We start from the raw sequence: 14,224 nt of genomic DNA, 5'->3' as shown, positions 1-14,224 counted from the left end.
ACTTCCGAGGCTGGCACACGGATCCGTTGATCGCCATCGCGGGGGCGGGCCGTGCTGCGGGACCGCACCGGCCGCCCTGCTGTTCGCCGTGTTCGCCCTGGCCGGCCTCGCGCAACGGAGCCCCGGGCCGGCCGGGGACCCGGGGTCGGGGTCCGGACGGGGAGCGGCCTACGATCCCGTCGTCGGTCGGGGGATCACGGGAGCGGGGCGCAGATGGGAACGGTGGGGGCTCTGGAGAAGCTGGCACCGGTGGTGCTGGCATTCGGCTGCGGGGCCGTCCTCGCCCGCCGGAAGGTGATTCCGGCGGAGAGTTCCAAGGTCTTCGCCGACTATGCGTTCCTCTTCGCCGTCCCGTGCTTCCTGTTCGGCAACATCTACCGCAGCGACCTGGCGGCCCTGTTCCACTGGCGGGCCGTCACCGCCTACGCGGCCGCGGCCGCCACCGCGGCCGTGCTGACCGGCGTCCTGGCCGGGACGCTCGGCGGTGTCCGGGACCCGCGTGGTGTGGCACTGCGCATCATGGCCGCCGTGCAGGTCAACACGGCCTACTTCGCCGTGCCCGTGTTCATCATGCTCTTCGGGGATGCGGCTCCGATCTTCCCGGTGCTGCTCTTCCAGGTGTGCGTACTGTCCCTGGTCGTCATCGCCGTCATGGAGCTGGGGCGGCCGGACCGGACCGGCAGCCCGGTCCGGCGGCTCGGATCGGCCGTCGGAGCCTCGCTGCTGACGCCGGTGGTGGTGGCCTGCAACGCGGGCGTCGCGCTCAACCTGCTGTCCGTTCCGGTGCCCGGGGTCGTACTCGACGGCTTCGCGTTCGTCGGTGACAGCGCCTCGCCCGTGGCGTTGTTCGCCCTCGGGCTGCACCTCGGGGGGAGCGGGCTGGAGGTCCGCGGCACCACCCTGGAGGAGGTGTGGCTCATCGCCGTCAAGTGCGTGGCCCTCCCCCTGATCACCTTCGCCGTGTGCCGGTACGGCTTCGGGTTGGAGGGCGAGCGGCTGAGCCAGCTCGTCCTGATCGCGGCGATGCCCGCACCGCAGAACCTGTTCGTCTTCGCCCAGCGCTACGACGTCGGCGTCGACGTCGCCGCCGCGCTCGTGGTGAAGAGTTCGGTCGTCGCGCTGCTGCTGCTCCCGCTGTGGACCCAGTGGGCTGGGTGACGGCGAACCGGTGTGACCTGCGACGGGCCCGTGACGAGACCGTCGCAGGATCCGTGGTACATGTTCATGCCATGAAGAAGATCACCCGCAGACAGGCCCTGGGCACCGCTGCCGGCGCAGCGACCGCCCTCGGTCTGACCGGCCTCGTCGCGTGCGACGCGGCCAAGCCCTCGCCGGCCCCCGATCCGAAGGCGCAGCCCGGCGTCAGCGCCTCGGGGTTGTCCATACCCGCCAACGGCATCGACGAGGTGTTCGAGGGGCGCAGGATCCAGATCTCCCTCGCCAAGGGCGGCGGCGGGCACGAGGGGCACGGGCTGCCCGCCTGGCCCACCATCAAGATCGACGGCAACGAGCTGCACATCATGCGCAACGCCGACGGCACCTGGGTCAGCGTCATCAACCACTACGAGACCTTCCCGGACCCCGTCGCGGCCGCCCGCGCCGCCGTCCGCACCCTCCAGGGGGGCCACCTCGCCCCCTTCGCCCCCGAGGGGGCCGCGCAGTGACCGTCCGCAAGAGCCAGGCCACGCTCACCTCCGACGAGAAGCGCGCCTTCACCAACGCCCTTCTCGAACTCAAGCGCACCGGGGTCTACGACCGGTTCGTCGCCACGCACAACGCCTTCCTCAGGACCGACTCCGACTTCGGCGACCGGGTCGGCCACCGCTGCCCGTCCTTCCTGCCGTGGCACCGGCGCTTCCTGCTGGACTTCGAGGCCGAGCTGCAGAAGGTGGACCCGAAGGTCTCCCTCCCGTACTGGGACTGGACCGTGGACCGCACCCCCGCCTCCTCGCTGTGGGGCCCGGACTTCCTCGGCGGTACCGGCCGGCCGCTGGACGGGCAGGTACTCGACGGCCCGTTCGCCTACTCCGGGCGCCGGTGGAACATCACGGTGGGCGTCGACCGGCACGCGTTCCTGCGGCGTTCGCTCGGCGCGGGCGGGGCCCAGCTGCCGACGAAGGCCGAGGTGAACGCCGTGCTGGACATGCCCGAGTACGACACCGCCCCCTGGAACAGCTCCTCGGGCGGCTTCCGCAACCACCTGGAGGGGTGGCGGGGCGCCGGCCTGCACAACCGGGTCCACGTGTGGGTCGGCGGGCACATGGGCACCGCGGCCTCCCCCAACGACCCGGTGTTCTGGATGCACCACGCCTTCGTCGACATGCTGTGGGCCGAGTGGCAGCGGCGCCACCCGAAGTCCGCCTACCTGCCGGCCGCCGCCACGCCGAACGTGGTGGACCTCCGGCGCCCGATGCGGCCCTGGAACAACGTGACCCCGGCCGACATGCTGGACCACCGCAAGTTCTACACCTTCGACACCGAGGGACCCGCGCCGCACCGTCCCTAGGCCGCAGGCGCCCGCCGCGGGTCACGGCGGTGTGTGCCGCCACGCCCCCGAGCGGGCGCGCCGGGGCGGGCTGCCCAGGCGGTGGGCGAAGTACGGTTCCTGGGCGACGGCGGCCCCCGTGGCCATGCTCACGGTGATCCCGACGCACAGCACGATCAGCCACGACAGCAGCACGAACACCGGGCCGGTGGAACCGTATGCCTCCAGCGCCCGGTTGAGGGCGTGCGGCATGTAGAAGCCGGCGGTGAAGGACAGCCCGGTGACCGTGACCGCGGTCAGCACCGCGCCGGGCAGCAGCGCCCGCGGCGCCAGCCGACCGCCGAGCAGCAGGTGCTGGGTCCACCACCAGGCGGCCGTCTGCAGGGCCAGGGCGAGGGGGACGCCGAGCCACAGGCCGACCCCGAAGCCCTGGCGCACCGGGCCCTGGACGACCAGCAGCACCGTCCAGACGAGGATCCAGGCCACCCAGCGCCAGACGGAGATCCGGGCCTCGGTGCGCGGGATCTCCCAGGCGCGTTTGCACAGCCGCTGCATGGCCCGGCTCACGGCCGTCGCGGACACCAGGACCATCAGCCCTCCGACGAGTCCGATCGCGCTGCGGAAGTCCTCGTACTCGCCCCCGGAGTTCTTCCCGAGGAGGTCGTCCACCTGTTCCGCGGCCGGCCCGGTCAGACCGAAGGTGGTCCGCACGGAGTCCACCAGCTGCTCGCTCACACCGTCCGGGGCGAACGAGGCGATGACGAACAGCAGGGGCACGGCGGTCAGGAAGACCTGGGCGGCGAGGCGGGTGGCGGAGTCGAAGACGTTCACCGCGATCAGCCGCTCGATGACATGGGTGATCACCGGGAACCGGGTCTCGGCCCGCTCCTGCTGCCTCTTGGCGGCCGTGACCAGCTTCCGGGACCGGGCACGCCACCAGGCACGCCGCCGGGACGGGTACCCGGCGCCGCGGGCGGAGGGGGTTCTGCGGCCGCGCATGGGGCCCAATCTCGCATTCCCGGACCGCGGGAGCCGGTACCCGCGCGTACCCGGTCGGCAGGATCCCCCGTCGGACCCAGACCCGCCGCGGTGACGGGCCGGGGCCGCGGTCACCGCGTTCCCTCCCGGAGTACCCGCTCGACCAGTTCCTCCAGGTCCTCGCTGGTGTCCGGGTCGGCGCGTTCCACCGTACGGCCGTCCACGGTCACGGTGTACCGGTAGCCGTCGGGGACACCGGCCGGGACCCCGGGTCCCGCCTCGGCGAGGACCCGGCGGGCGAGGCGTTCGACTGCGGCTGCGCCGGGCCGGCCGGCCGTGTCCAGGACGGCCCGACGCGTGATGCCGGCGAATCCCCCGCTGCGGGTCACTTCGATGCGCACGGCACCGGCGACGGGGTGGAGCGGGGCGCGGCCGGGCCGCGGGGTGGCGGGGCAGCTTCGGCCTCAGCCATTGCCAGGGCCGCCGCCGTTGCCGTTGACGCCGACCTCCGCCCAGGCCTTGACGACCGCCTCGTACTCCGTTCCCCGCCCGTAGCGCCGTTCCGTCGCCGCAGCCGTCGCCCGGGCGAAGTCCTGGAAGTCGGCGCGCGGCGTCAGCTCCCCGGAGGTGAGGGTGTCGAACCAGATCTGACCCGGCCGCTCCCAGGCGAAGCCGCCGATGCGGGACGCGACCAGGTAGAAAGCCCGGTTCGGGATACCGGAGTTGATGTGGACACCGCCGTTGTCGAGGTCCGTTTCGACGTAGCGGTCCATGCTGTCCGGCTGGGGGTCCCGGCCGCCGAGCAGCCGGTCGTCGTACGCCGTGCCGGGCGCCTTCATCGACCGCAGGGCCTGGCCGCGCACCGTGGGCGTGAACAGTCCGGCGCCGATCAGCCAGTCGGCCTCCTCCGCCGTCTGGCGGCGGGCGTACTGCTTGACCAGGCTCCCGAAGACGTCCGACACCGATTCGTTGAGCGCGCCGGACTGGTCCTCGTACACGAGGTCGCAGGTGAACTGGGTGATGCCGTGGGTGAGTTCGTGGGCGATGACGTCCACGGAGATGGTGAAGTCGTTGAAGACGACGCCGTCGCCGTCACCGAAGATCATCTGACGGCCGTTCCAGACGGCGTTGTTGTACTTCCGCCGGTAGTGGACCGTCGCGTCGAGCGGAAGGTTCCGGTCGTCGATCGAGTGGCGGCCGTAGATCCCCTCGAAGAAGGCGAAGGTGAGGCCGAGGCCGTCGTAGGCGCGGTTGACCGTGCCGTCGACGACGGGGTCGGCGCCCTCGGGCCGGACGGCGTCACCGGGGACCTCGCGGCTCTCGTGGGTGTCGAACACGGTCCGCTCCAGGACGCCCGCGGCCACGGGGGCGCGCGGGACCTCCCTCGGCGCGGCGGCCCGGACCTCACGCAGCCGGGCGTCGACCTCGAGCGTCTTCTGGGCGGCTTCGCGGATCCGCGGGTCGTCCGCCTCGGCGAGCTTCTCGAGGATGTAGGGGGGCAGGACGGCGCACTGGCAGGGTCCGGACGCGGACGGGCGGTGCGCACCGTCGCCGGCGGGGTGGTGAGTGGGATGCACACTGCGAAGGTTCCCGCCGGCGGCCCGCGCGGGCCCGGCACCGCCCGCGGATCTCACCCGCCGAACCGTTCCGGCTGGTCCGAACGGCCTCGTGCGTCCCACCCACACGGCGGTGCGCGGCCGGATGCACCCCTTCCTCCCGTCGGCCACCCGGCCCTGCCGCAGGGGACCGACGGGTCAACTCCTGTGGGAGGGCGGGCGCTTGAGGCGCCTCCCCTATCATGTGTTCGATTCCGGCCCCGCGTGTGCGGTTTCGCACCGGGGTCCGGGGCGAACCACGGAGAAAGGCAACGGGGACTTGGGATTCACATCCGGAAAACGGGCATCGGTGGTCGCGGTGTGTGCCGCCGCCGCGATCGTGGGCGGACTGCAGATGTCGTACAGCGCCTTCGGCACCGAGGGCACCGGCGACGGGCCGGTGGCGGCCACCGCCACCCCGGACACACCGGCGCCGGAGGAGGCGCCCGACGTCCACGCGGAGGACTCCGCCGCCTCCGCGAGCGACCACACCGCGTTCAGGGACGGTGTCATGGCGCTCGACGCCGGCAAGCGGCAGTCCGCGGCTGCGCGGGCGGCGGCGGCAGCCGCGGCAGCGCCCCAGGGCGAGGGGTGGAAGATCTACGACGCGTCCAAGTGGCTGCCGACCGGCTACACGATCAAGTTCTACGACCAGAAGTCCGCGGACTGGCTCGCTCCTTACGTGAAGGCGTCGGCGGCGGACCTCCAGCGCATCACGAACCTGCCCGTCACCGTGGACACCCGGCCGGTGGGCTGGGACTACGCCAGGCCCAAGGGCGAGGTGGTCATGGGCGTGCTGCACCGTCCGTGCCTGCCGCCCGCGGGCGAGGGCAGCATGGGCAGCACGGGGTGGAAGGTGGTCCGGGACGGGTCCGGGAGCGCCAACCTGAGCTGCGGCTTCACGAACTCGTCCGTGCCGGACACCGTGACGAGCGGGCACTCCTACATCGACGACGAGTTCTTCACGCCGCAGGGCAAGCCCACCGCAGCCATGGGCGAGACGTACATGAAGAACCACATCAGCCACGAGCTCGGCCACGCCCTGGGGCTCGCCCACGCGAACCGCAGCCTGACCAAGGGCGACTGCGCCAAGGGCACCGACTCCGGGCAGTTCCCGGTGATGTGCTCACCCGCGTACGCCTACCAGGACAAGCGGGCCGGCACGTACGTCCAGCAGTTCGACGTGCAGGGCCTGCGCCGGCTCGCCGCCGGGGGCGGGGCCGCGCTGGCCCCGCAGGGCAAGGTGACCGGCCTGGGCGGCAAGTGCCTGGACGCCAAGGGCGGCAAGGCCGACAACGGCACCCAGATCCAGCTGTACACCTGCAACGGCACCGTGGCGCAGTCCTGGATCCTCTACAAGGACGGCACCTTCCGGGCGCTGGGCAAGTGCCTGGACAACTCGCGCAACGCGAACACCAACGGCAACAAGATCCAGCTCTGGGACTGCAACGGCTCGGCCGCCCAGCGCTGGTCGGTCAACGCCAAGGGCCAGATCGTGAACGCCGGGACGGGCAAGGTGCTCGACGTGAAGGGCGGCTCGACCGCCAACAGCACTCCGGTCCAGCTGTACGCGGCCGGCACCGACAAGCGGCAGGTCTGGGTGGCTCCCCAGTAGGGGCACCCGGCCGGGCCGGCGGGCCCGCTCCGGCGCACGGGGCGGGCCCGCCGGCCACCGCAGCCTCCGGCGGGTGCGCGCACCGCACGCCGCGATGGACCACCATGGTGTCCATGTCCGACCGATTCACCACCCGGGTGCTCGACCTGGCCACCGGCCGTTCCGAGACCGTCACCGACCTCACCCTCCACTGCGAGCGGTTCCTGTCCGAGGCCGCGGCCGGCCGCGACGGGCTGCTCAACGTCTTCGTGCCCCACGCCACCGCCGGCATCGCCGTCATCGAGACCGGCGCCGGCAGCGATGACGACCTGCTGGCCGCACTGCGCACCCTGCTGCCCGCGGACGACCGCTGGCAGCACCGGCACGGCTCCCCCGGCCACGGCCGCGACCACGTCCTGCCCGCCTTCGTTCCCCCGCACGCGACCCTGCCGGTCGTCGGCGGCCGCCTCCAGCTCGGGACCTGGCAGTCCGTCTGCCTGGTCGACACCAACAGGGACAACCCCGACCGGCAGGTCCGGCTGTCGTTCCTCGGGTAGCCGCCCGCGGCCGGGCACGCGGCCCGGCTGTCGGGCCATCGGGCCGTCAGGTCGACTCCGGGTGCGCGAGGACCGGGCCGGGGGGCCGGCGGCGGTAGACGACGAACCGGCTGGTGATGAACGCCACGACCGAGGCGATGACGATGAGCGGCACCTGGTTGCTCGCGTCGGGGCCGAGCAGCAGCGCCCCGAGGACCGCGCTGGTCAGCGGCAGTCCGCTGACCACCGCGGTCGCGGCGGCGATGCCGACGCCGAGCGCCGGGGCGGCGCCGAAGCCCGGCAGCCCCGAGCAGGCGATGGCCAGCGCGGCGCCCATCAGCACGGCGGGGAAGATCGGACCGCCGCGCAGGGCGCCCAGGCAGATGCCCCAGGCCAGACCCTTGAAGAGGACCAGGGCGAGCAGTGCGCCCACGGGCCAGGCGGCGTAGTTCCCGGCGAGTTCGCCCAGGGTGATCTGCCCGGAGAGCGCCGCTTCCTCCGGGGAGCGGCCGGTGGTCAGCGCGTAGGCGGTGAAGCAGACCCCCACGGCCAGGGCGGCCAGTACGGTCTTGCGCGCGGTGTGCTGCTTGGTCCAGGCGAGGACGGGCCGGCCGAACTCGTGCGCGACGCTGACCACCAGGGCGACGGCGATCGCGACGGGGATGCCCCACAGGAAGTCCCCGGCGTCGGGGCGGGCGTCGGGCGGCACCTGCGGCAGGGTCAGGCCGCCGACGGGCAGGCCGGTCCACGCGCCGAGGCTGGTGAAGACGACGGCTCCGGCGGCGCTGGCCACGAGGCAGGGCAGCAGCAGGACGACGAGCTGGGGCCCGGCCAGTCCGGCCGCCTCGACGACCATCAGGGCGGCGACGATCGGGCCGCCGAGGATGGTGGAGATGGCGGCCGTCGACCCGGTGGTGGCGACGATCGCCTGGATCTTCGGTTCCACCGGGCGTTTCACGGCGTGCAGCCACAGCAGGGCGAGTCCGCTGCCGAGGGCCATCAGGGGGGCCTCGGGGCCCAGGGACGCGCCGAGCGGGAGGACGGTCAGGGCCGAGAGCACGACGCCGGGCAGTTCCCGGGGTCCCATGGGGGCCCCGCGGAGGCCGTTGACCGGCACGTGGCCGCCGCTGCCCGGCATCCGGGTGATGATCGGGGCCGCGATCAGACCGGCCAGCAGCAGGGTGGGCAGGGGCCACCACCAGGGCGCCCGGCCGAAGCCGAGGGTCTGCGGAAGGGACTCCCACAGGAGGTGTTGCAGGTAGTGCTGGAAGCCGACGAAGAAGAAGCACGCCGCCGCGACGGGTACGCCGATGAGGACGGACAGCAGCATCAGCCGGGCGTAGCCGCGGCTGAGGATGATCGCGCGGAGTACGGGCTCGGCGTCGGCGGGCGACACGTGGGGGTCGGACTGGAGGCCGGGCGCGGTGGCGACCGACGGCGGGGGCGGGGGGTGTGGAGAGGGCGGGGGCGCCGGGTGGTCGGACGGGGTCATGGCCGCTCCCGGGCATCGGTGAGGAAGTCCCCGAGGGGGCGGAGGGCGGTGGATACGGCTGCGGTGTCGTCACCCTGCATGTGTGCCTCCTGGTGGCCCTGCTCCACAGGCAATCCCGGTCGGGCGGCGGCGGCGAGCGGGACGCGCCGAACGGGTGACGCGGACGCGCCGTCCTGACGCGGTCTCACACCCCGCCCCCATCGAACGGAATGCCGAAGGGTGCCGCGCGCCTGGCCGGATCCGCCGGTGGGGTGCCGCATGATGCGGGCATGAACACGCCACCAGGTCGCCCGCAGTACCAGCCGTACCCACCGCAGTACCCGCACCCCCAGCAAGCCCCGCCGCAGCCGTACGCCCAGCAACCTCACACCCGGCAGCCGTACGGTCAGACCCCGTACGGCCAGGCTGCGTACCCCCGGGCCCCGCATCCCCAGGCGGCCCCGTACGGCCACGCCCACGGGCCGCAGCAGCATGCCGCCCCCTACGGTCAGCAGCCCCCGTACGGGCAGCAGCTCCCCTACGCGCAGCACCCGCCGTACGGGCAGGCGCCGCGGCCGCGCGTGCCGGGCCCCGCCGGGGACGCGCGGCGCGGGCTCGCCGCCACGCTGGACGTCGTCGTCGCCGCGGGCGTCCCGTACCTGATGGCGCGGGGCCATGAGGGCCGGCCGCTGACCGCCCTCGCGGTGCTGCTCGGCATGTCCTTCGTCAACCAGGTGCTGCTGACGTTCCTGTTCCGGGCGACCGTGGGCAAGCTGATCACCGGGATCCGGGTGGTCCGCGCCTCCGACGGCGGGCGCCCCGGATTCTGGCGCACGGTGTACCGCTGGCTGTGCGGCCTGTGCTGGCTGCCGCTCCAGCCGTACTACTGGGTGCGGGCGTTCTTCCGCGGCCTGTTCGGCGGCGGTGACGCCCGGGGCACCGTCACGGACAACGACGACGGCGAGATGTACCACGCCGACCTGGCCGGGCTCCGGTACGCCCGCCGCCGGGACCTTGCGTCCTGACGGGTCCTCGTCGGGCCCGACGGGTCACCACCCGCCGGGCCGGCCGGATCCTGTGCGCACGCCCGGCCCGACCCGGGGCCGTGTGAGGGAGCGGTCAGACCGCCTCGCGTTCCTTGCCGAGCTGCGCCGTACCGGAGTGGTGCGCCTCACCGCCGGCGGGGACGAAGACGATGCGGGTACCCGAGCGCAGCGGGGTCTCCCAGGCGGTCTCCACGTCGGCCAGCGGTACGGGGACGATCTCGCTGGTCGGCTCCAGGGACGGCAGCCGGGTGAGCAGTTCGCGCAGGCAGGCGCTGCGGCGGGCGGTCGAGATGGAGCCGAGGCCGCTGCCGCAGATGTCCACGTCGGCCTTGCGCAGCCAGGCGGACGGCAGCGTCATGTCGGGGCCGGCGGCGGAGCCGACCTGGACCCACCGCAGGGTGCGGGTCAGCTCGGAGCGGTGGCGCAGGATGCCGTCGAGCGCCAGTTCCGCGGGCCGGCCCCACAGGTAGTCGAGCACGATGTCGGTGTCGGCGGCCGCGGCACCGAAGGCGTCGGCGACCTGCTCGTCGGAGCCCTCCAGCAGGACCGTGCGGGCGGCGCCCAGCGCGGTCGCGGCTTCGAGGGCCAGCGGGTCGCGGCCGGCCGCCACGACCTGTTCCGCGCCCTGGTCGAGGGCGAGTCGGACGGCGGCCCGCCCGGCGTTCCCGGTGGCGCCGAGGACGAGCACCGACTCCCCGCCCCGCAGCCGGCCCCGCTCGCGCAGCGCGATCCAGGCGGACGAGGCGGGGTTCATGGCGGCGGCGACCACGGCCGGATCGAGGCCCTCCGGTACGGGCAGGAGCGAGGCGGAGGGGACGGCGACGCGTTCGGCCATCGTCCCGCGGGGCGGCTCCAGCGCCGGGACGTAGACGAGTGCGCCCTCGGCGGTCCGGCCGACGCCGTCGAAGCCGGGCACCAGCGGCAGCGCGTCACCGCCGGTGTAGTGGCCGCCCGAGGCGAACGAGCGCACCAGCGGGTACAGGGCGGCCGCCAGCATGTCGACGACGACCTCGCCGGCCGCGGGGGCGGGCTCGGGCACGGACTCGTAGCGGGGCGGCTGACCCAGGGCGTGGACCACGGCTGCGTACATCGGCTGGCCCCCAAAACGGGTGGAGAGGCGGTGTCGGATCGGTACGGTCCGATTGTGGCGGCTCCGGGCGGTACGCGGCGGCTGCGCCACGCGGGCGGGGCGACCGCCCCGCCCTCCCGACCACCCCGCCTCCCGACCGCCCGACCTCACCGGCCCTGTGTGCCTCAGCTGCCGGTGCCGGTGAACCCGGGCGATCCGGCCGACGGGACGAAGTCCGTCAAAGAGACGGTGTAGTCGCCCAGGTCGGGCCGGTAGGCGGTGCAGTACCGCGTGGGGTACCAGCCGGAGGTCCGCCAGGCCGCGGGCTGGGGGATGGGGTCGCAGGTGCGGTGGCCGGTGGCGGGGTCGCGGTGGCGCAGCAGGAAGTCCTTGGTGAGCATGGGTTCCATGAAGATGAGGCCGCCCGCGTACGCCCCGTAGATGAAGGTCTGGCCGGTGAGGGTTCCGGTCGTCGGCGGCCGGCTGTCCAGGTGCGCGCCCATGGCGCCTTCGGCGGTCTGCGGGCTGCTCGCGGGATAGCCGGCGGGCAGGTACGCGGCCGGGACCGGTCGGGCTGCCGTGGCGAGTTGGTCGCAGGCGATGAGCAGGGCGCAGCCGCCGGTGCGGATGCCCGTGCGGACTTCCTGGGGCACGAGGTAGAAGTGCACGTCGAAGTGGGGGACGTCGTAGCGGCCGTGCGGGTTGTGGCCGTGCGGGTTCCAGTTGAACAGGGCCCACTGGAAGGGCAGTCCGGCCGCGCCGGCCGGTGTGCCGGGCAGGGCGAGCTCACGGCTGTGGCCGCCGACGCATTCGTGGACGGGGTCGGTGCTGCCGTCGGCGTCCGCGTCGTGGCAGTGCCTGCCGTCGGTGGGGGTGGTGGGCAGTGCGGTGAGGGCGGAGGCGGTGAGGGATATGCCGACCGCCCGGGGGACGCCGTTGCGGTATTCGCTGTACGTCCGTACCGTGCCGCGCCCGAGCGCGGCGGCCTGTCCGAGGCTGACGCAGGCGGCCGCCCCGGTACGGGCGCCGCAGACGGGCAGCCGGGCGGCCGGGCCGGAGCGCGACAGGTGGGCCGGGCGCTGCCAGATCGAGGGCAGGAGCGCGGCCAGCAGGGCGACGCAGGCCAGTCCGGCGGCGGTGGCGGGGCGGAGGATCCGGGGGCTGCTGTTCATACCGCGACGCTCCAGGAGGTGCGTGAGTTGAGTGCTGCGGCGTCCACCCCGGTGACCTGGAGGGTGCAGGACCTGATGCCGGCGAGGCTGTCCTCGGGCAGGACGTGGCGGATGTCGGTGAACCCGTCGGGGGCGAGGGCTTCGACCTCGCGGAGCACCGGGTCGGGTTCCATGCGGCGGTGGGCGGCGAGCAGGCGGGTGGTCTGCGGCAGTCGGGCGGACTCGTACCGGTCGAGGGCCTCGTCCACGGCGTGGTGGGCGAGTTCGTACGCGAGGACCCGGGCGTCGACGACGGCCTGCGAGGCGCCGTTGGAGCCCGTCGGGTAGACGGGGTGGGCGGCGTCGCCGAGCAGCACGACGCGGCCGTCCCGCCAGGTCGGCAGCGGGTCCCGGTCGATCATCGGGTAGCGGGCGATGCGGGGGGCCGCGGCGATGACGGCGTGGAGGTCGAGGAAGTCGCTGCGCCAGCCGTCGATGTGGGCCAGGACGGTCTCCGGCGGCACGGTGTCGCGCTCCCAGTCGGGGCCGCCGCGCGGGAGGTCGGCGTCCGCGTCGTCGGTGCGGCTCTCCACGACCCAGTTGATGAGGCAGCGGCCGTGCGCGTCGGGTCGGGAGACGGCGTAGGCGACGGCCTTCACCCTGCTGTTGCAGCCGATGATGACCATGGTGCGGCCGTCGAGAAACGGAGCGGTCTCGGTGATGCCGCGCCACATGCATATCCCGTTGCGCAGCGGCGGTCCCTCGTCGGGGTACATGGCGGCGCGTACGGCGGAGTTGATGCCGTCCGCGCCGATGAGGAGGTCGCACGGGACCGGTTCGGCGCGGCCCTCCAGGAGGGCGCGCACGGGGCTTCCGCCGCGGTCCCGGCCAGGACCGCCGGTGTCGTAGCCGGCCAGACGGCTGCCGGTGAGCACCACGTCCGGGCCGAGCCGGTCGCGCACCGCGGTGAGCAGCAGTTCCTGGAGGCGTGCCCGGTGCACCGAGAACTGGGGCCAGTTGTAGCCGGCGGCGCGGCCGCGCGGCTCGCCCCAGATCAGGCCGCCGTAGCGGTGGTGGTATTCCAGCCGGGCGGTGGCCACGGCGACTTCGCCGAGCGCTTCGCCCAGGCCCAGTTCGGTCAGTTCGCGAACGGCGGCGGGCTGCAGGTTGATTCCGGCGCCGACGGGGCGCAGTTGCGGGCAGGATTCCACGATCAGTACGTCGTCCAGCCCCGCCGCGTGGAGGCTGAGGGCGGTCGTCAGTCCGCCGATTCCGGCACCGGCTATCAGGATGCGCGGAGGATTCCTTCTGCCGTACCGAGACATTCTCGCTACCTCCAGGGAAGACCTCTTCAGCCCAAAAATGCGGTAGTTCGGCGAGGAGCACAACCCCGGGACCAGCAAAAGGCGAAATGTGCAGGTCAACGAGGAACGGTCACCCGATCAGCGTACGGCCGGGTGCCGCCTGATGGGTGACATGACTTTAATCGGGTGTCGGCAACAGAAAGGCTGCGACATGCATCATGAGACGTTCGAACCGTGCGACGTCCAGCGCCTCCAGCATGCTGTTGACTACGCCCTCCACGCCTCCAGGAAATCGCTGGACTATCTCCTGCCGCCCTGGATGCCCGGCGATCTCAAACGGGAAATAGGAAGCGGCTGCGTTGTTTCACACTGCGCGACGTTGCTGTTCCCGGAAACGGTCGAATCGGCCCTCGACTACTTCGGGGAGAACGGCTGGGCCGCCTCGACCACCATACCGAGCGTGCTCGTGAAGCGCCGTCTGGTGGAGCGCCATTGGCTGCCGGAGGACGTGGACATACGGGTGACGCGACTGCGCGTCACCGCGGGCCCGTCCCCCGACGTCGAGGTCTTCCTCTTCCCGCGGTCCAGCCCCGCCTACAAGGAGGACGTGGGCGAGAAGGAGCGCGTCCACGGCTTCGAGAACCACGTGGGCCTGTTCATGGAGCGGGCCGAGGAGAGCACCCTGACCCGTCTCGCCGACCGCTTGGAGACGAGCGGCCGAATGGTGTACGAGGGGTCGGCCCACAACCCGCACGAGAACACCACCATGCTGTACTTCGCCCCCAGCGCCCCCGTGGCGCGGGTGCGCCGCCGCTTCCCCCGGTGGGAACTGCAGTGCGGGGGCGACCTGTCGGCGTCCGCGGCGCGGCGGCCGGTGCGGACCCAGGCGCTGAGCCGCGCCTACGCGGCGCTCAAGGCGAACCACGTGCCCGTGGACGTCATCATGACGCGGGCTGCCCGGCGTCCGGTTCCCGTGGCGGTGCCCGAGAGCTGAC

At 73.2% G+C, this 14,224-nt stretch carries 14 protein-coding genes; 7 read left to right on the top strand and 7 right to left on the bottom strand.

What is annotated here, in order from left to right:
- The first annotated feature begins 213 nt into the window (after nucleotides 1–213).
- The 3 genes from ACSHWO_RS31960 to melC2 all read left to right on the top strand — a co-directional run bounded on the left by ACSHWO_RS31960 (nucleotide 214) and on the right by melC2 (nucleotide 2,506).
- The gene (locus ACSHWO_RS31960) at nucleotides 214–1,158 is read left to right on the top strand and encodes an AEC family transporter (protein WP_438317550.1); all 945 of its coding nucleotides are present in this window, start codon (nucleotides 214–216) and stop codon (nucleotides 1,156–1,158) included.
- A 71-nt stretch (nucleotides 1,159–1,229) separates the two neighbouring features.
- A complete protein-coding gene (gene melC1 / locus ACSHWO_RS31955) occupies nucleotides 1,230–1,664 on the top strand; it encodes an apotyrosinase chaperone MelC1 (protein WP_438317547.1) in 435 nt (144 codons plus the stop codon).
- Entirely contained in the window at nucleotides 1,661–2,506 is an 846-nt protein-coding gene (gene melC2, locus ACSHWO_RS31950) for a tyrosinase MelC2 (RefSeq protein WP_385805698.1), read from the top strand. The genes melC1 and melC2 overlap by 4 nt, the downstream gene beginning before the upstream one ends.
- 21 nt (nucleotides 2,507–2,527) lie before the next feature.
- Here the strand turns inward: melC2 and ACSHWO_RS31945 are convergent, their stop codons facing one another.
- The 3 genes from ACSHWO_RS31945 to ACSHWO_RS31935 form a co-directional block, all read right to left on the bottom strand.
- Nucleotides 2,528–3,484 carry a YhjD/YihY/BrkB family envelope integrity protein gene (locus tag ACSHWO_RS31945; RefSeq protein WP_385805700.1) on the bottom strand — a complete coding sequence of 319 codons (957 nt, stop codon included), beginning with the start codon at nucleotides 3,482–3,484 and terminating at the stop codon, nucleotides 2,528–2,530.
- Nucleotides 3,485–3,594: 110 nt separating this feature from the next.
- Nucleotides 3,595–3,864, bottom strand: coding sequence for a protealysin inhibitor emfourin (locus tag ACSHWO_RS31940; RefSeq protein WP_361086887.1), 270 nt, complete (start codon nucleotides 3,862–3,864; stop codon nucleotides 3,595–3,597).
- A 63-nt stretch (nucleotides 3,865–3,927) separates the two neighbouring features.
- Nucleotides 3,928–5,040, bottom strand: a complete 1,113-nt coding sequence (locus tag ACSHWO_RS31935) for a M4 family metallopeptidase (protein WP_438317542.1) — start codon at nucleotides 5,038–5,040, stop codon at nucleotides 3,928–3,930.
- Nucleotides 5,041–5,338: 298 nt separating this feature from the next.
- Here ACSHWO_RS31935 and ACSHWO_RS31930 point away from each other — a divergent pair, with 298 nt between their 5' ends.
- Nucleotides 5,339–6,673, top strand: a complete 1,335-nt coding sequence (locus ACSHWO_RS31930) for a ricin-type beta-trefoil lectin domain protein (protein ID WP_438317539.1) — start codon at nucleotides 5,339–5,341, stop codon at nucleotides 6,671–6,673.
- 113 nt (nucleotides 6,674–6,786) lie between these two features.
- Nucleotides 6,787–7,209, top strand: a complete 423-nt coding sequence (locus tag ACSHWO_RS31925; protein WP_385805708.1) for a YjbQ family protein — start codon at nucleotides 6,787–6,789, stop codon at nucleotides 7,207–7,209.
- Nucleotides 7,210–7,255: 46 nt separating this feature from the next.
- Here ACSHWO_RS31925 and ACSHWO_RS31920 read toward each other — a convergent pair whose 3' ends face one another.
- Nucleotides 7,256–8,680, bottom strand: coding sequence for a chloride channel protein (locus ACSHWO_RS31920; protein ID WP_438317535.1), 1,425 nt, complete (start codon nucleotides 8,678–8,680; stop codon nucleotides 7,256–7,258).
- Nucleotides 8,681–8,949: 269 nt separating this feature from the next.
- Between ACSHWO_RS31920 and ACSHWO_RS31915 the strand changes: the two genes are divergently transcribed.
- Entirely contained in the window at nucleotides 8,950–9,684 is a 735-nt protein-coding gene (locus ACSHWO_RS31915; RefSeq protein WP_438317533.1) for an RDD family protein, read from the top strand.
- A gap of 94 nt (nucleotides 9,685–9,778) precedes the next feature.
- Here ACSHWO_RS31915 and ACSHWO_RS31910 read toward each other — a convergent pair whose 3' ends face one another.
- The 3 genes from ACSHWO_RS31910 to ACSHWO_RS31900 form a co-directional block, all read right to left on the bottom strand.
- Nucleotides 9,779–10,795: a quinone oxidoreductase family protein gene (locus ACSHWO_RS31910; protein WP_385805714.1), complete on the bottom strand. Its 1,017-nt coding sequence runs from the start codon at nucleotides 10,793–10,795 to the stop codon at nucleotides 9,779–9,781.
- 164 nt (nucleotides 10,796–10,959) lie between these two features.
- Nucleotides 10,960–11,946 (bottom strand): hypothetical protein, encoded by a 987-nt coding sequence (locus tag ACSHWO_RS31905; protein ID WP_361086869.1) that lies wholly within the window; start codon nucleotides 11,944–11,946, stop codon nucleotides 10,960–10,962.
- Nucleotides 11,943–13,250, bottom strand: coding sequence for an FAD-dependent monooxygenase (locus ACSHWO_RS31900; RefSeq protein WP_438317529.1), 1,308 nt, complete (start codon nucleotides 13,248–13,250; stop codon nucleotides 11,943–11,945). The genes ACSHWO_RS31905 and ACSHWO_RS31900 overlap by 4 nt, the downstream gene beginning before the upstream one ends.
- Nucleotides 13,251–13,608: 358 nt before the next feature.
- On the opposite strand from ACSHWO_RS31900, the gene ACSHWO_RS31895 reads away from it, so the two are divergent.
- Nucleotides 13,609–14,223, top strand: coding sequence for a hypothetical protein (locus ACSHWO_RS31895; protein WP_438317526.1), 615 nt, complete (start codon nucleotides 13,609–13,611; stop codon nucleotides 14,221–14,223).
- Nucleotide 14,224: the final 1 nt, after the last annotated feature.

Source organism: Streptomyces pallidus (ex Mingjun et al. 2026) (assembly GCF_051550185.1).
Taxonomy (GTDB): domain Bacteria; phylum Actinomycetota; class Actinomycetes; order Streptomycetales; family Streptomycetaceae; genus Streptomyces.
This window is presented reverse-complemented; position numbering and strand designations above follow the sequence as displayed.